A 14,374-nucleotide genomic window follows, 5' to 3' on the forward strand; every position below is an offset into this window, starting at 1 on the left:
TTCGGAGGGCAATACTCTATCCAGCTGAGCTACGGGCGCTTCGGCTTTTGGGGGCGCACAGAATACCCGCATCGCGCCGGGGGCGTCCAACCCGCGCCGTCGCTGCGTCCGGTGATCGGGCAGGGCAGACCCGCTATACTAATGTCCGGTTTTGCGGGGCCCTCCGGGCCCCGCGTACGCAATCATCCAAGCTTCCGGTTCAGGAGAGGTGTCGCGGTGTCCAAGCAGCACGACAAGGCGTTCTTTGTTTCCTTCATGGGGGTGCTCGGGCTGCTGGTCCTGTTCACCGTGGCCATTATCTTTGCGGCCCGCGCCCTCGAGGGCGACAAGGCACTGACGCCACAGCAGATCGCCAAGATCGAGGAGCGCATCAAGCCGGCCGGCCAGGTCAACACGGACGCCAACGCGTCCCTGCCGTCCGCGCCTGCCGGCGACACCGGCGGCGCGGCGAAGGCCCCCCTGACCGGCGAGCAGGTCACGGCCCAGGTCTGCGGCGCCTGCCACGGGGGTGCGCTGCCCAATGCGCCGAAAATCGGCGACAAGTCCGCGTGGTCATCCCGCGGTAGTCTCGCGCAACTGACCGCCAGCGCCATCAAGGGCAAGGGCGCGATGCCGCCGCGCGGGGGTATGCCCAGCCTGAGCGACGCCGAGATCGAGGCCGCGATCAAGCACATGTCCGGCCTTTAGCCGGACCGCTCAGAAAAAGCCGCCTACGGGCGGCTTTTTTGTTTCCTGGCAAGGGCATACCCGCTTCCAACCAGAACGGGTATGGACAACGCCGCCCAAGACAGCATGTCGCCCCAGCCATCCGCCAGCAGCGCAGCCAGCAGGCCCACGACACTGACGACGGCAAGCGCCGCCGGTGCGGTCCAGATCTGGCGCATACTCAGGCGACGGCTCATGACACGGGTTCGTGTGCAGCCGGCGCGTGTGCCGTGTGCAGCTGTGCCAAATGGGCTTCGAAGGCTCGGCCGCGCTTTAACCACAGGTACAACCCGCTGCCCAGCACCACGATGCTGAGCAGGTCGAGCAGCGCCCACAGCAGCTTGAGCGGCAGACCGCCGTAGTCACCGAAGTGCAGCGGCTGGGACAGCAGCAGTGCGCTGACGTACCAGGGCAACGAGCGCGTGGCGGTCACCACGCCAGTTTGCGCGTCGATCAGCACCGGCTGCAGCAGCTTCGAGGTGAGCGGTGTGTCGCCGTGCATGAAGGCGACGAAGTGGTGCGGGCTGGCGAAGGGATTGCCCGGGAAGGCCATGAACCGCAGTTGCATTCCCGGCATGGCCGTCTGTGCGGCACTGAGCGCGCGATCCACCGAGCCGATCTGCGCGAGCGGTGGCTGGCCACGGTAGGCCGCGGTCAACTCGGCGAGCTCGGTCGCCTGCCACTGGCCGAAGATCGGAATCGCCAGCGTGTTGATCACACCGGTCGCGCTGACCACCAGCAGCCAGGCCAGCGTGACGATACCCAGCAGATTGTGCAGGTCGAGCCATTTCAGGCGCGGCGAACGTTCGCGCCGCACACTGCCAAATGGCAGCTTGCGCATGAAAGGCGCATACAACACGGCGCCGGAAATCAGCGAGATCACCAGCAGCAGGCCCATGGCGCCGAGGAACAGTGTGCCGGCCAATCCCGCGTACAGGTCCACGTGCAGCTTCCAGAACACGTACATGAAACCTTGACGCAACGGATACTGGTTGAGCAGGGCGCCGGTACGGGCATCGAAGGTGTAGAACGCCGAGGCCTCTTCGGCATCGGCGGTCGCGCCCAGGGTCACATACCAGGCGTCGGGCTCCTCTGGATCGCGTGACAGGAACTGGATGGCGTCGCCCGGTCGCAACGCCTGCGCCCGCGCGAGGATGTCGTCCACGCTGGCCCGCACGCTGCCCTGCGCCATGGGTGGCGGGTCCACGGCATGGCCAAGCAGGTGGTCGATCTCGTGGTAGAACACCAGCGGCAGGCCGGTCACGCACAGGAGCAGCATGAAGGCCGTGCAGATCAGGCTGCTCCACTTGTGGGTCCAGTACCAGGCCCTGAGTGCACGCGGAGTCATGCGCAAGCTGTGCTACCAGCGGTAGCTGACATTGCCCACGACGGTGCGGCGTAAGCCGTAGAAGCAGTCGCCGCGGTCGAGGCAGCTGGTGAGATACTCTTCGTCGGCAAGGTTGCTACCGTGCAGCGAGAAGCGCCAGCGCTGCCAGTCGTAGGCCAGCATGGCATCCAGCAGCGTGGCGGAGTCGATCTCGAGACGCCCGGACTCCGATGTGCTGGAACCCAGATGGCGCACGCCCGCACCGAACTCGAAGCCCTGCCAGCGGTATTTGCCCCACAGTGAGGCCAGGTGCTCCGGCTGCACTGCATAAAACTCGCGCGTCTCGGCGTCGGTATAGGCGTAGGCGGCGGTGAAGTCGATGCTGCCGATGCGACCCGCCGCCTCCAGCTCCAGTCCTTTGGCGTCCACCTGGCTGAGGATGTTCTGGCCGGTGCCCGGGTCGAATACGACGAAGTTGCGCTCCTGCAGGTCATACAGCGTAGCCGTCATCAGGCTGGCACTGCCCGGCGGCTGGTATTTCAGGCCAAGTTCCAGCTGCTCCCCCTTGCGCGGTTCGAACACGTTGCCCATCGCATCGGTCGCGGTGTTGGGCTGATAGGACTGCGAGAAACTCAGGTAGGGGGCAATGCCGCCGGTCGCTTGATACATCAGGCCGGCGCGGCCGGTGGTGGCGTCGTCGCGCGCCGTGGCGCCGCCGTCCGGTTCGACCTTGCTGCGATCGTGACGCAGGCCCAGCACGCCGATCCAGCGCTCGCCGATACGCAGCTGGTCCTGTACGTACAGGCCGTGGAACTGTGAGCGCGTCGTACTGGCCGGGCCGACCGTGGGCGCGGTGAAGCTTCCGTACTGCGGATCGTACAGATCGAGCGGCCCGGCGGCGGCGAGAAACCCCATGCGCTCGCGATTGCGTGCCCGCGCCAGGTCGAGGCCGACCAGCACATCGTGCGTGATCGCGCCGACGGTGAAGCGGGCCTGCAGGTTCTGATCGGCGGTCAGCGCGCGCGCCTCGCTCAGGCGGGTGAAGGCCGAACGCTCCACGACACGGTCCTGTGCGTCGATGAACGGATCGGACGGATTGCTGAAGACATCGGGATAGAGTGTGCGGTAGGGATTGTCGTTGTCCGCCAGCCGGATCCGCTGGTGCAGCTTCCACTCCGGTGTCAGCTGCCAGTCGACAAACGAGGTCAGTGCCTGCCGTTCGACTTCGTAACGGTCATAGTCCGGCTCACTGGTAAAGCGCTCGATGGGAATGCGACCGTTGGGATTCGGCAGCACCGTGCCGGAGTGTGGCAGGAAGCTGATGGCGTTTGCTGAGCTGTCTTTCTGGTAGTGGGCCAGTAGGGTCCAGGTCAGGTCTGGTGCCGCACGCCAAGTGATCGAAGGCGCCAACAGCTTGCGGTCGAAGAAAGCAAAATCCACCTGCGATTCGGATTCGCGGTACACGCCGACCAGGCGGTAGAGCAGGCTGCCATCGGCGTTGAGGGGGCCGGTGAGGTCGCTGGCCACTTGTTTACGCTGAAAGCTGCCAAAGTCGGCGACCACTTCCTGGCGTGCCTCGGATTGGGGCAGCTTGCTGACCACGTTGACCACGCCAGCGACAGGGCCCTGGCCGTACAGCACCGAAGCTGGGCCGCGCAGGATTTCCACGCGCTCCAGTGCGTAGGGGTCTGGACGCGCGACGCTGTAGAAGGTGAACTCCTCGCGCATGCCGTCCACGAGTGTCTGGAACTCGGAGCCGCGGATGATGGCCCAGTCGCCGCGGTTGTCCAGCCCATAGGCGTCCGGTAGCACACCGGCGGAATAGCGCAGCGCTTCCTGCAGGGTCTGCACGCCCCGGTCACGCAGCTGTGCCTCAGTGATGACCGAGACGGCCGCCGGCGTTTCCATCAGCGGCGTGTCGGTTTTGGTCGCGGCTGCGCTGCGCTTGGCGGCATAGCCTTTCACTTCGGCCTCGTCGGTGACGGTGATGGCGTCCAGTACCGGTACGGTTTCGGCGGGTTCCTGGGCGGCCAGCGGCGCGGCTGTAACCAGTGAGGCCGCAAATAACGCACGAGCGCGGCCGGCCAATCGCAGCATGATCGACTCCTTACGATGCGGTGAAAAGCGGAAAGCGGCGGTGGACTACAGGCCGCTGGCGACGACGCCGGCGTGGGCGACGACCTCTTCGAGTTCGCGCGCGGCCTGCTGGCGGCCGGGCTCGGGCAGCGACAGCAGCCTGAGCGCGGTCGCCGGGTGCACGATCAGGTCCTTCATGTGGTAGCAGACCGCGGTCGCTTCACTGGCCGGCAGCGCGCCGTCGTGGTGGTAGTCGCGTTCGATGGTTTCGGGGCTCAGCTCCGGCCAAGCCTCGCGGATTGCGAGCGTGGCCTCCAGGTAAGCCTTGCATTCAGGCTTGCGCGCCGTATAGGCGGGCGTCATGGCGGCGGCCAGCTCGAGCAGCTGGCGGGCGCAGGCCTGTGCCTGGGGCAATGCGGCCTCGCGTACGGCGGCCACGCAGGCGCGCGCATCGGTTTCGTACTGACGCAGCTGCGCCTGCAGGGGGGTGGTAGCGGCGGCGGGAGTGGGCGCGGGCGCCTGGGGCGCAGCCTTGTCGGCGTTGCAGGCGGCCAATGAAAAGAGCGCAAGCAGCAGCGCGATCCGAGGCATGGCATTCAATCCTTTAGCGGCTGGGCTGGTCTAGTAACAAGAATAATAACGATTCTCATTTACATATACAAGCCAGCGACGCCCCCCCGAGGTCAGGCCTCGCCCAGCAGCTGCTTGAGTCCGGCGAGATGCGCGCGGCCGATCTCGCGCGGGTCGGCCGGCTTGGCCGGGTTCTGCTCCGCGCCTTCCCAGTGGATCTCGTCCAGCGGCAGCTCCTGCAGGAAGCGGCTGGGCTGACAGACGACCGTTTCGCCGCGTCCTTTGCGCGTGGTGCAGTAGCTGAGCGTGAGCGAACGCCGTGCCCGGGTGATGCCGACGTACAGCAGGCGGCGTTCCTCCTCGATGCTGTCGTCTTCGATGCTGGAGCGGTGCGGCAGCAGGTTCTCCTCCACACCGACCAGGAACACGTGGTCGAATTCCAGGCCCTTGGCCGCGTGCAGGGTCATCAGCTGGACCTCGTTGCCGGTCTCGCTGCCCGCGTCGCGGCGCTCGATCAGGTCGAGCAGGCCCAGATGTGCGACCACGCCGGCCAGGTCCTTGCCGCCGCCGGCCTCCGAGCCCATGCGCTCGAGCCATTCGACCAGTTCGAGCACGTTGGCGGCGCGCTTCTCGCCGACGCGGCGGTCCTTCTCCGAGGTCCTGAGCCAGTCCAGGTAATCGCAGTCCTGCAGCAGCTGGCGCGCGACCGCGGCCGGCGGCTCGTGCTCGGCGCGGCGCGCGAGGCCCTCGCACCAGCGGGTGAAGTCCGCCAGCGCGCGGGCGCTGCGCTCGGGTAGGCGCGCCAGCGCGCCGATCTCCTGCGCCGCGGCGAACAGGCTCTTGTGCCGGGACTGCGCGTGCTCGCCGAGTTTCTCCAGCGTGGTGGGGCCGAGCTCGCGGCGCGGCGTGTTGATCACGCGCAGGAAGGCCGTGTCGTCGTCCGGGTTGACCAGCAGGCGCAGGTAGGCGAGCACGTCGCGCACCTCGGCCTTGTCGAAGAACGACTGCCCGCCGCTCAGGCGGTAGGCGATGTTGCGTTCGCGCAGCACGCGTTCGAAGGCGCGCGCCTGGTGGTTGCTGCGGTACAGGATGGCGTAGGTGGGCATGTCCGGCGGATTCGTTCCGTCACCCCGGCGCAGGCCGGAATGACGGGGAGATGTATGGCCCCTGCGGATGCGATGCGACACCAGCTCGGTGACGATGCGCTCGGCCTCGTCCTCGGCGTCGCGGCAGGGCAGGATGCGCAGCCGTTCGCCGTCGCCCAGCGCGCTCCACAGGGTTTTCTCGAACAGGCGCGGGTTCCCGCGGATCAGGCAGTTGGCGGCGTTGAGGATGCGGCCGCAGGAGCGGTAGTTCTGCTCCAGCTTGATGATCGTGAGCTGCGAGTAGTCGGCGCACAGCTGGCCGATGTTCTCCGGGCGCGCGCCGCGCCAGGCATAGATCGACTGGTCGTCGTCGCCGACCACGGTGAAGTGCGGCTCGGTGCCGACCAGCAGCCGCAGCAGCTCGTACTGCGTGGCGTTGGTGTCCTGGTACTCGTCCACCAGCCAGTAGCGCAGCTGCGCCTGCCACCGCGCGCGCACCTCGGCGTGTTGCGCGAACAGCTGCACCGGCAGGCGCAACAGGTCGTCGAAGTCCACGGCGTTATAGGCCTTCAGGTGGCGCTGGTACTCGCCGTACAGCCGCGCGAGCGCGGCCTCGCCCTCGCTCTCGGCCCGTGCCTGGGCCGTATTCGGCTCCAGCAGCTCGCCCTTCAGGCGCGAGATCGTGGCCTGGGCGCGATCGAGGAAGGCGCTGTCGCGGCCGTCGGGATGCAGGCTCTTGAGCAGCTTGCGGCTGTCCTCGGCGTCGAAGATGGAAAAGCCCGGCTTGTAGCCCAGCGCCCGGCACTCGCGCTGCAGGATGCGCAGGCCGAGGCTGTGGAAGGTGCAGACCGTCAGCCCCGCGAGCCGGTCGGCCGGCAGCAGTGCAGTCACGCGGGATTGCATCTCGCGTGCGGCTTTGTTGGTGAAGGTGACCGCGGCGATTTCGCCGGCCGCGTAGCCGGCGCGCGCGATGAGGTGGGCGATCTTGTGGGCGATGACGCCGGTCTTGCCGCTGCCCGCGCCGGCGAGCACCAGGAGCGGCCCGCGCACGTGTTCAACAGCCTGTTTTTGTTGTGGATTGAGTGCTGTTGGCACGCCGCTTGCCTTATCTTGGAGCACGGCTGGAGCAGCAGTGCCGATGGGTCCGCGCTTGGGTGGCCAAAGGCCGGCGATTATACGCAACGGCTGTCAGCGGCCAAGCCGCCGCGTGGCGCGGCGGCTTGGCCGATGCCAATCATGGTTGCACCGGCCCGATGCAGGCTGTCACAATCCCGCCACCTTGTGCCGGGAGGGGCGACACAGCGGCAAGGCCGCAAGGCGGCCGTTCAGGGACGCGGCCTTTAAGCCAGATTTGAGTCCATCAACTACCAGTGGGAGAACGATGATGAGCAAAATGAAGGTGTTAGTGGCGGGTTCGGCGCTCGGCGCCGCAATCCTGGCGGGGCCGGCGGCTGCGGCGGTAACGGGCACCGTGGCGGCGACCAGCGAGTACACGTTCCGCGGCATCACGAGCAGCGACGGCGCGGCTGTTCAAGGCAGCCTGGACTGGAGTGATGGCGGGCTGTATGCCGGCATCTGGGGTTCCAATACCGCGCCGTTGGTTTTCGATGGCACGGAGGTCGATTTGTACGGCGGCTACAAGTTCAAGCTGAGCGACGCCGTGGAAGTGGACATCGGCGCTATTTACTACCTGTTCCCAGAATCCGAGCAGATAAGCGCCAGCGCGTTTGATGCCGACTATCCGGAAATCTACGGTGGCGTCAACCTCGGTAACTTCTCGGCCAAGCTTTACTACGCGAGCAAGTATTTTGGTGAATTGAGCGCGGACGAATCGGCCACATATCTGAACCTGGCGTACAACATGCCGCTCAAAGATACGCTCGGCCTGAAGTTCGCCGTTGGCTATAGTGACGGCGACGGCGTTGAGAACTTCTTTGACTTGCTTGACGATGGCGCCTTAAACGCATCGGCTGAGACCCAGGACTATCTCGACTACAGCATCACCCTTACCAAGACGCTGGATAACGGCTTCGCCGCCAGCTTTGGGTTGGTGGGGACGGACATCGATGATTCAAGCCTGGATTTCAACGACGATCCGAAGTTTGTGGTCACCCTGTCCAAAGGCTTCGAGATCTAAGCGCGTCGCGCAGGCGACCAACAGAAGGCGGGCGCCGGGAGGCGCCCGCCTTTTTTGTGTCCGCATCATCGCTTGAACACGATCGGGCGCAAGGCTACACTTGTCCAATATACAGTACAAGTGAAGCCATGCGAGTCATCAACTTTTCCGACGCGCGCAATAACCTCAAACAGGTCATCGACGGCGTGGTGGCGGACGCCGATTTCGCCGTGATCACCCGGCGCGATGCGCCCGATGCCGTGGTGATGTCGCTGGACACTTTCAACGGCATCATGGAAACGGCGCATCTGCTCAGATCGCCGGCCAACGCCGCGCACCTGGCGCGCTCCATCAATCAGCTCAGGAAGGGCCGGGTCAGAGCACGGAAGCTCAAGGATGCTCGATAGAATCGTGTGGACCGCCGCGGCCTGGCAGGACTACCTCTACTGGCAGAGGCAGGACCGCAAGACCCTGCGACGGATCAACCTGCTGATCCAGGATTGTCTGCGTAACCCATTCGCGGGTATCGGCAAGCCCGAGGCTTTGCGCGAAAACCTGAGCGGCTTCTGGTCGCGGCGCATCGACGACACGCACCGGCTGGTCTACACCGTACAGGGCCGTCATCTGGCGATCGTCGCCTGTCGCTATCACTACGAATAATCGCAGACGATAGCCGTGCACTATAACGGTGCGCAAATGTATACGAATGGTGCAGCGCGAGCGCTTTGCCCTGCACAGATTGTACAAAATAGTGTGCAAATAAGCCCATGCACAGAGTCACCGTCAGCGAATTCCGCGCCAACATCAGCCACTAACTACAAGGGGCTGGTGCGCGCCGGCGCGCGCATCGAAGTGACCGAGCACGGCCAGCCGGCCTTTGTCGTGAGCCCGCCAGGCGAGGAGGCCGGCAGCGCACTGCGATGGCTGCAGTCGCTGGCGGCGACCGCGCGGATCCGGGATGTCGAGTCCCCCATCGCTGAGGCATGGAGCGCCCAGGCAGATGAAAACATCGGTCGTTTGTGACACGCACGCGCTGATTTACTGGTCGCTGGCGCCGAAGAGGCTCGGGGCTGGCGCGAGCAAATCGATCGAGCAGGCGCGCAAGCAGGGCGAGATATTCTGCGCCGACATCTCGCTATGGGAAATTGCCAGGCTGGTCGAAAAGGGCCGGCTGGAACTGGGCGTTGCCGCAGAAGCGTATCTGGACAATCTGGTGACGGCGCTTGGGCTGACTGCGCTGCCGGTCTCGCCACGCATTGCCGCATTGGCCCAGTCAGGGCGGTTCCAGCAAAAGGATCCGGCGGATCGCCTGATCGGGGCGACGGCGCTGGCGCTCAACGCGCCGTTGGTCATCCGCGATGCATCCTTCAGCCAGGTCGCTGGCCTGCGCCTGCTCTGGTCGTGACGAGCAAGCGAGGGCGCCCCCCCTTTTTGCCATTCCGACGTGCAGCCGCCGCCTTCTTCGCCGAAGTCCGCGAGCCTGCGTAACGGGCCAGTTCGCGCACCCAGGCTTTGGTGCCGAGTATGCCTTGTGCCAACGCGGGCACACTGAGGTCGGCATCCAGTTGTTCCCAGTGCAGACCATACCCCGAGGGTGTGATTTCCACGGCCTCAAGCTGCTTCGGTAAGGCGCCGCGTAATCCCTGAGCCAGATCAACCGGGAACGCAAGAGTGACACCGTTCTGCAGTTCGACGACCATCCGCCGCGTATGGTGGTCGTAGTGGGCGGATACCGCGCGCGGTTCGCGCGCGCTCAACCGTTTGCCGCGGCTTTTCGCCGTTGCATATTCACGGTTGAAGCCGATTGTCTTGGTGCCCATGCATCTTTCTCCATGCGTCCAGTAATAGCGCCTGATGCTGTTTAACCAATCTCAGTGCGTCCGCTGTGTCCGTTTTCTTCATCCCGTAAACATCGAGTAAAGCCACGCGCGGCTTTAACTGAACCCTCGCTTCACCCCCGCTTGTTATGACGTGAACATGGGCGGGCGAGTGGTCGTTGGGATACAGGCGGAACGCGAACTTCCCGATACGCAAGATCGTTGGCATGGAAATTATAACCTATCCGTTGGGTTTATGGGGCCCCTGGCCCGCGCGGCCGTCCCGGTCGAGTACCCGATAGCCGATCGCCTCGGCCAGGTGCCGCTGTGCAATCGCATCGCAGCCCTCCAGATCGGCCAGCGTGCGTGCCACGCGCAGGATGCGGTGGCTGGCGCGGGCCGACAGGCGCAGCCGTTCGAGTGCCTGCAGCAGCAGGCGCCGTGATTCGCCGTCGAGTTTGCAATCGCGTTCCAGCTCGCGTGGCTCCAGCCGGTGGTTGGGTTTGCCGGCGCGCGCCAGCTGCCGTTCGCGCGCGGCGCAGACCCGTGCGCGCACGCTCGCGCTGGTTTCGCCGTTCTGCGCGGGGTCGGGCGCGAGCAGCGCAGACTGCGGCACCCGGCCGACCTGCACGTGCAGATCGATGCGATCGAGCAGCGGGCCGGAGATGCGCGCGCGATAGCGCTGCACCTGCTCCGCGGTGCAGCGGCAGCGGCCGCTGGGGTCGCCCAGCCAGCCGCAGGGGCAGGGATTCATGGCCGCGACCAGCTGGAAGCGCGCCGGAAACTCCGCCTGGCGCGCGGCGCGCGAGATGGTGATGCGGCCGGTTTCCAGCGGCTCACGCAGCACCTCCAGCACCGCGCGGCTGAACTCGGGCAGCTCGTCGAGAAACAGCACGCCGTGATGGGCCAGGGTGATCTCGCCGGGACGCGGCAGGCTGCCGCCGCCGACCAGCGCGATGCCGGAGGCGGTGTGATGCGGCGCGCGCACCGGCCGCCGGCCCCAGTGCCGCGCCGGGTCGAAACCCTGTGGACTGATGGAGGCAATGGCCGCCACTTCCAGCGCCTCGGGCTCGGTGAGCGGCGGTAGGATGCCGGGCAGGCGTGCGGCCAGCATGCTCTTGCCGCTGCCGGGCGGGCCGATCATCAGCAGGCTGTGGCCGCCGGCCGCGGCGACTTCCAGCGCACGGCGCGCCTGGGCCTGGCCGCGCACCTCGGCGAGATCGGGCGAGGGCGTGGCATCGTGCCGCTGCAGCGTGAACGCCGGCTGCTGCAGGCTGTGTCCATCATGGCCGGTGAGGGCGCCGCAGACGCTGAGCAGGTGCGGCGCGGTCAGGCAGGCCGCGTCGCGCACCAGTGCAGCCTCGGCGCCATTGGCTTCGGGCAGGATCAGTGCACGGCCCGCGTCGCGCGCCTGCAGCACCGCCGGCAGCACGCCGCGCACCGGCCGCAGCTCGCCGCCGAGCGACAGTTCGCCGAGCAGCTCGTAGGCGGCCAGCTTGTCGCGTGGCACCTGGCCCGAGGCGGCCAGAATACCCAGCGCAATCGCAAGATCGAAGCGGCCGCCGTCCTTGGGCAGGTCGGCCGGCGCCAGGTTGACGGTGATGCGGCGATCGGAGGGGAACTCGAAACCGCTGTTGACCAGCGCCGCGCGCACGCGGTCCTTGCTTTCCTTCACCGCCGCTTCCGGCAGGCCGACGATGGACAGCGAGGGCAGGCCGTTGGCAAGGTGCACCTCGACGCTGACCAGCGGGGCGTCGAGGCCGCACTGTGCGCGGCTGAACACGGTGGCGAGGGTCATCGTTCCTTCCCTGGAACCCGGGCTCGCGGCAGTTTACGGAATCCGGGCAGGGCTCAGCAAAGCCGCGCCCGCGTGAAGCTTCAGCGGCGGTCACTACGCTCCAGTTCCGCCTCCAGCTCTTTTATGCGCTGTTCCAGCTGCTCGAGTTTCTCGCGGCTGCGCGCCAGCAGCTCGCGTTGTGTTTCGAACTGCTCGCGACTGACCAGGTCGAGCTTTTCCAGGCCGTTCTGCAGCAGCGCGCGGAAATTGGTTTCCAGTTCCTGGCGAAAGCCTTTCAGGCCCGGCGGCAGGAACTGGGTCAGGCGCTGGGCCCATTCCTGGGCGAGCTGTTCGATCTGGCGCGGGTCGATCATGGCGTGTTCCGTCGCGGGGACTCGGAGTGTAGCTGCGCGCCCAAGGCTTGCCTATCGGCAATGGCGCACCATATCAGTGCGCACCTGAATGGTGCGTGGCTCTTCTATTGCGCACTCGATCGCGGGTGTTGGTGGGCAAGCGACTGAATTTACTGCAGATCGCGCTTTTGGCACGACCCGTGCTTTTTCTGCCCTGCAACAGATTTGGCAGCGGTTCCGCCTGCGCGCGGGCATCAACAGCTATTCAGGAGCCAGAACGATGAAACTGATCACAGCGATCATCAAGCCCTTCAAGCTGGACGAGGTCCGCGAGGCCCTGTCCGAGGTAGGCGTGCAGGGCATCACGGTGACCGAGGTCAAGGGTTTCGGCCGCCAGAAAGGCCATACCGAACTCTACCGCGGCGCCGAATACGTCGTGGATTTCCTGCCCAAGGTCAAGCTCGAGGTGGCGGTGGATACGCCCCTGCTCGACCGCACGATCGAGGCCATCACCAAGGCCGCGCACACCGGCAAGATCGGCGACGGCAAGATCTTCGTGAGCGAGCTCGAGCAGGTGATCCGCATCCGCACCGGCGAGACCGGCAAAGAAGCCCTCTAGTTTCCTCGACGCTATCCGCACAGGAGTCCGTGACATGAAATCGAGAAGCCTATTGATTGCCCTGCTGCTGGCGGGCTGCGCGCTCGCCGGCGTCGCCCAGGCCGAGGAGCTGACGCCACCTGCGGAGCTCGCCCAGGCCGAGGAACCGGCGACGGCCCCCGTGCCGGCGCCGCGCCCGCGCCCGGCCGCGGCGCCACGCGTGGACGTGAAACAGGTCGCCACCGAAGTGGCGACGGAGGTCGCGACCAGGGTCGCTACCGAGGTCTCCACCAGCGCCATCGCGGCGGCAGAGGCGGCCCGCGCCGCCAAGGAGGCCGAGGAGGCCGCCAAGGCCGAGGCGCAGGAGGCCGCACCGAAGCCGCCGGTCTTCAACGAAGGCAACGTCACCTGGATGATGACCGCCACCGCCTTCGTCATGCTGATGTCGCTCCCGGGCCTGGCGCTGTTCTACGGCGGCATGACCCGCAGCAAGAACATGCTGTCCACCATGACCCAGACCTTCGCGATCTACTGCCTGATCGCGGTGCTGTGGGTGGTGTACGGCTACAGCGTGGCCTTCAGCGGCACCGGTGCGTTCTTCGGCACGCTGGACAAGATGTTCCTCAAGGGCGTGGTGTACGACGCTAACGCCTTCTTCACCGCGACCGGCACCTTCAGCAAGGGCGTGGTGATCCCCGAACTGATCTTCGCCATCTTCCAGATGACCTTCGCCTGCATCACCGTGGCCCTGATCGCCGGCGCCTATGCAGAGCGCATGAAGTTCAAGGCGGTGCTGATCTTTTCGGTGGTCTGGTTCACCCTCAGTTACCTGCCGATGGCGCACATGGTCTGGTGGTGGGCGGGCCCCGATGCCTATACCTCGGCCGAGGTGGTGGCCGAACTGAACGCCACCGCCGGCTACCTGTGGCAGATGGGCGCGCTGGACTTCGCCGGCGGCACCGTGGTGCACATCAACTCGGGCATCGCCGGACTGGTGGCGGCGATTATCGTTGGCAAGCGCCTGGGCTACGGCAAGGTCGCCATGCCGCCGCACTCGCTGACCATGTCCATGATCGGCGCCTCGCTGCTGTGGTTCGGCTGGTTCGGCTTCAACGCCGGCTCCAACCTCGAGGCCAACGGCTACGCGGTGCTGGCCTTCGCCAACACCATGATCGCCACCGCGACCGCGGCGCTGGCCTGGTTCTTCGCGGAGTGGCTGCTCAAGGGCAAGCCCTCGCTGCTGGGCATCATCTCCGGCGCGATCGCGGGCCTGGTCGGCATCACCCCGGCCTGCGGCTTCGTCGGCGTGCAGGGCGCGCTGGTGATCGGCCTGGCGGCGGGCGTGCTGTGTTTCCTGGCCTGCGCCTACCTGAAGAAGCTGCTGGGCTATGACGACGCCCTGGACGTGTTCGGCGTGCACGCGGTCGGCGGCATCACCGGCGCCATCCTGACCGGTGTGTACGTCAACCCGGCGCTGGGTGGCGTGGGCGTCTATGCCGACTGGTTCTCGCTGGAGGTCGGCTACTCCATCGCTCAGGTCTGGATCCAGGCCAAGGCGGTGCTGGTCGCCGTGGTGTGGAGCGCGGTGGTCGCGAGCGTGACCCTGCTGGCGCTCAAGTACACCATCGGGCTGCGCGTCACCGAGGACCAGGAGCGCGAGGGCCTCGACATCGCCGAGCACGGCGAGCAGGCCTACAACCCGTAAGTCGCCGCAGAGCGGTGCCAATCAGGGGCGCCCCCCGCAAGGGGCGCCCTTTTTTATTGTGCCGCCACCCCTGCTAGACTCCGGCCCTGCGGGAATACCAAGAGGAGGGGCTCATGAAGCTGCTGACTGCGATCATCAAGCCGTTCAAGCTCGAGGACGTGCGCGAGGCCTTGTCCGAGATCGGCGTGCAGGGCATCACGGTCACCGAGGTGAAAGGCTTCGGGCGCCAGAAGGGCCACACCGAG

Annotated in this window: 17 protein-coding genes; 9 read left to right on the top strand and 8 right to left on the bottom strand. The window is 66.2% G+C overall.

The genetic code is table 11. The features are described 5' to 3' along the window. Positions 1 to 216 precede the first annotated feature (216 nt). A complete protein-coding gene (locus VNJ47_00980; protein ID HXG27408.1) occupies positions 217 to 687 on the top strand; it encodes a c-type cytochrome in 471 nt (156 codons plus the stop codon). A gap of 23 nt (positions 688 to 710) precedes the next feature. On the opposite strand, the gene VNJ47_00985 is transcribed toward VNJ47_00980, so the two are convergent. The 5 genes from VNJ47_00985 to VNJ47_01005 all read right to left on the bottom strand — a co-directional run bounded on the left by VNJ47_00985 (position 711) and on the right by VNJ47_01005 (position 6,882). After that, the gene (locus VNJ47_00985; GenBank protein ID HXG27409.1) at positions 711 to 902 is read right to left on the bottom strand and encodes a hypothetical protein; all 192 of its coding nucleotides are present in this window, start codon (positions 900 to 902) and stop codon (positions 711 to 713) included. Next, positions 899 to 2,053: a PepSY domain-containing protein gene (locus tag VNJ47_00990; protein ID HXG27410.1), complete on the bottom strand. Its 1,155-nt coding sequence runs from the start codon at positions 2,051 to 2,053 to the stop codon at positions 899 to 901. Before VNJ47_00990 ends, VNJ47_00985 begins: the two co-directional genes overlap by 4 nt. 12 nt (positions 2,054 to 2,065) lie before the next feature. Then, positions 2,066 to 4,129 (bottom strand): TonB-dependent siderophore receptor, encoded by a 2,064-nt coding sequence (locus VNJ47_00995; protein HXG27411.1) that lies wholly within the window; start codon positions 4,127 to 4,129, stop codon positions 2,066 to 2,068. A 45-nt stretch (positions 4,130 to 4,174) separates the two neighbouring features. Next, positions 4,175 to 4,699 carry a hypothetical protein gene (locus VNJ47_01000; GenBank protein HXG27412.1) on the bottom strand — a complete coding sequence of 175 codons (525 nt, stop codon included), beginning with the start codon at positions 4,697 to 4,699 and terminating at the stop codon, positions 4,175 to 4,177. A gap of 92 nt (positions 4,700 to 4,791) precedes the next feature. Further along, positions 4,792 to 6,882, bottom strand: coding sequence for a UvrD-helicase domain-containing protein (locus VNJ47_01005; protein ID HXG27413.1), 2,091 nt, complete (start codon positions 6,880 to 6,882; stop codon positions 4,792 to 4,794). Positions 6,883 to 7,147: 265 nt separating this feature from the next. On the opposite strand from VNJ47_01005, the gene VNJ47_01010 reads away from it, so the two are divergent. The 5 genes from VNJ47_01010 to VNJ47_01030 all read left to right on the top strand — a co-directional run bounded on the left by VNJ47_01010 (position 7,148) and on the right by VNJ47_01030 (position 9,284). Further along, on the top strand, positions 7,148 to 7,900 hold the full coding sequence (locus VNJ47_01010) for a TorF family putative porin (GenBank protein ID HXG27414.1): 753 nt from the start codon (positions 7,148 to 7,150) through the stop codon (positions 7,898 to 7,900). Positions 7,901 to 8,028: 128 nt separating this feature from the next. Further along, the gene (locus VNJ47_01015) at positions 8,029 to 8,286 is read left to right on the top strand and encodes a type II toxin-antitoxin system prevent-host-death family antitoxin (GenBank protein ID HXG27415.1); all 258 of its coding nucleotides are present in this window, start codon (positions 8,029 to 8,031) and stop codon (positions 8,284 to 8,286) included. Beyond that, the gene (locus VNJ47_01020; protein ID HXG27416.1) at positions 8,276 to 8,539 is read left to right on the top strand and encodes a Txe/YoeB family addiction module toxin; all 264 of its coding nucleotides are present in this window, start codon (positions 8,276 to 8,278) and stop codon (positions 8,537 to 8,539) included. Before VNJ47_01015 ends, VNJ47_01020 begins: the two co-directional genes overlap by 11 nt. A gap of 168 nt (positions 8,540 to 8,707) precedes the next feature. Next, positions 8,708 to 8,902, top strand: coding sequence for a hypothetical protein (locus VNJ47_01025; protein HXG27417.1), 195 nt, complete (start codon positions 8,708 to 8,710; stop codon positions 8,900 to 8,902). After that, on the top strand, positions 8,880 to 9,284 hold the full coding sequence (locus tag VNJ47_01030; protein ID HXG27418.1) for a type II toxin-antitoxin system VapC family toxin: 405 nt from the start codon (positions 8,880 to 8,882) through the stop codon (positions 9,282 to 9,284). Before VNJ47_01025 ends, VNJ47_01030 begins: the two co-directional genes overlap by 23 nt. On the opposite strand, the gene VNJ47_01035 is transcribed toward VNJ47_01030, so the two are convergent. From VNJ47_01035 to VNJ47_01045, 3 genes are all read right to left on the bottom strand, one after another. After that, entirely contained in the window at positions 9,247 to 9,699 is a 453-nt protein-coding gene (locus tag VNJ47_01035; protein HXG27419.1) for a DUF2442 domain-containing protein, read from the bottom strand. The genes VNJ47_01030 and VNJ47_01035 overlap by 38 nt on opposite strands. Positions 9,700 to 9,937: 238 nt before the next feature. Beyond that, positions 9,938 to 11,494 carry a YifB family Mg chelatase-like AAA ATPase gene (locus tag VNJ47_01040; protein ID HXG27420.1) on the bottom strand — a complete coding sequence of 519 codons (1,557 nt, stop codon included), beginning with the start codon at positions 11,492 to 11,494 and terminating at the stop codon, positions 9,938 to 9,940. Positions 11,495 to 11,574: 80 nt separating this feature from the next. After that, positions 11,575 to 11,847 carry an accessory factor UbiK family protein gene (locus tag VNJ47_01045; GenBank protein ID HXG27421.1) on the bottom strand — a complete coding sequence of 91 codons (273 nt, stop codon included), beginning with the start codon at positions 11,845 to 11,847 and terminating at the stop codon, positions 11,575 to 11,577. Between the two features lie 259 nt (positions 11,848 to 12,106). Between VNJ47_01045 and glnK the strand changes: the two genes are divergently transcribed. The 3 genes from glnK to VNJ47_01060 all read left to right on the top strand — a co-directional run. Further along, a complete protein-coding gene (glnK, locus tag VNJ47_01050; protein ID HXG27422.1) occupies positions 12,107 to 12,445 on the top strand; it encodes a P-II family nitrogen regulator in 339 nt (112 codons plus the stop codon). Between the two features lie 34 nt (positions 12,446 to 12,479). Further along, positions 12,480 to 14,129, top strand: coding sequence for an ammonium transporter (locus VNJ47_01055; protein HXG27423.1), 1,650 nt, complete (start codon positions 12,480 to 12,482; stop codon positions 14,127 to 14,129). Between the two features lie 113 nt (positions 14,130 to 14,242). Further along, a partial coding sequence (locus VNJ47_01060; GenBank protein HXG27424.1) for a P-II family nitrogen regulator occupies positions 14,243 to 14,374 on the top strand: 132 nt, incomplete at its 3' end.

The organism is Nevskiales bacterium (genome assembly GCA_035574475.1).
Taxonomy (GTDB): Bacteria; Pseudomonadota; Gammaproteobacteria; order Nevskiales; family DATLYR01; genus DATLYR01.

What these genes read in the sequence shown, in the direction of transcription:
- VNJ47_00995 (HXG27411.1), bottom strand. Translation starts at nt 4,129, where the DNA reads ATGCTGCGATTGGCCGGCCGCGCTCGTGCGTTATTTGCGGCCTCACTG.
- VNJ47_01015 (HXG27415.1), top strand. Translation starts at nt 8,029, where the DNA reads ATGCGAGTCATCAACTTTTCCGACGCGCGCAATAACCTCAAACAGGTC.
- VNJ47_01000 (HXG27412.1), bottom strand. Translation starts at nt 4,699, where the DNA reads ATGCCTCGGATCGCGCTGCTGCTTGCGCTCTTTTCATTGGCCGCCTGC.
- VNJ47_01055 (HXG27423.1), top strand. Translation starts at nt 12,480, where the DNA reads ATGAAATCGAGAAGCCTATTGATTGCCCTGCTGCTGGCGGGCTGCGCG.
- VNJ47_01040 (HXG27420.1), bottom strand. Translation starts at nt 11,494, where the DNA reads ATGACCCTCGCCACCGTGTTCAGCCGCGCACAGTGCGGCCTCGACGCC.
- VNJ47_01020 (HXG27416.1), top strand. Translation starts at nt 8,276, where the DNA reads ATGCTCGATAGAATCGTGTGGACCGCCGCGGCCTGGCAGGACTACCTC.
- VNJ47_01030 (HXG27418.1), top strand. Translation starts at nt 8,880, where the DNA reads ATGAAAACATCGGTCGTTTGTGACACGCACGCGCTGATTTACTGGTCG.
- VNJ47_01010 (HXG27414.1), top strand. Translation starts at nt 7,148, where the DNA reads ATGAGCAAAATGAAGGTGTTAGTGGCGGGTTCGGCGCTCGGCGCCGCA.
- VNJ47_00985 (HXG27409.1), bottom strand. Translation starts at nt 902, where the DNA reads ATGAGCCGTCGCCTGAGTATGCGCCAGATCTGGACCGCACCGGCGGCG.
- VNJ47_01045 (HXG27421.1), bottom strand. Translation starts at nt 11,847, where the DNA reads ATGATCGACCCGCGCCAGATCGAACAGCTCGCCCAGGAATGGGCCCAG.
- glnK (HXG27422.1), top strand. Translation starts at nt 12,107, where the DNA reads ATGAAACTGATCACAGCGATCATCAAGCCCTTCAAGCTGGACGAGGTC.
- VNJ47_01035 (HXG27419.1), bottom strand. Translation starts at nt 9,699, where the DNA reads ATGGGCACCAAGACAATCGGCTTCAACCGTGAATATGCAACGGCGAAA.
- VNJ47_00990 (HXG27410.1), bottom strand. Translation starts at nt 2,053, where the DNA reads ATGACTCCGCGTGCACTCAGGGCCTGGTACTGGACCCACAAGTGGAGC.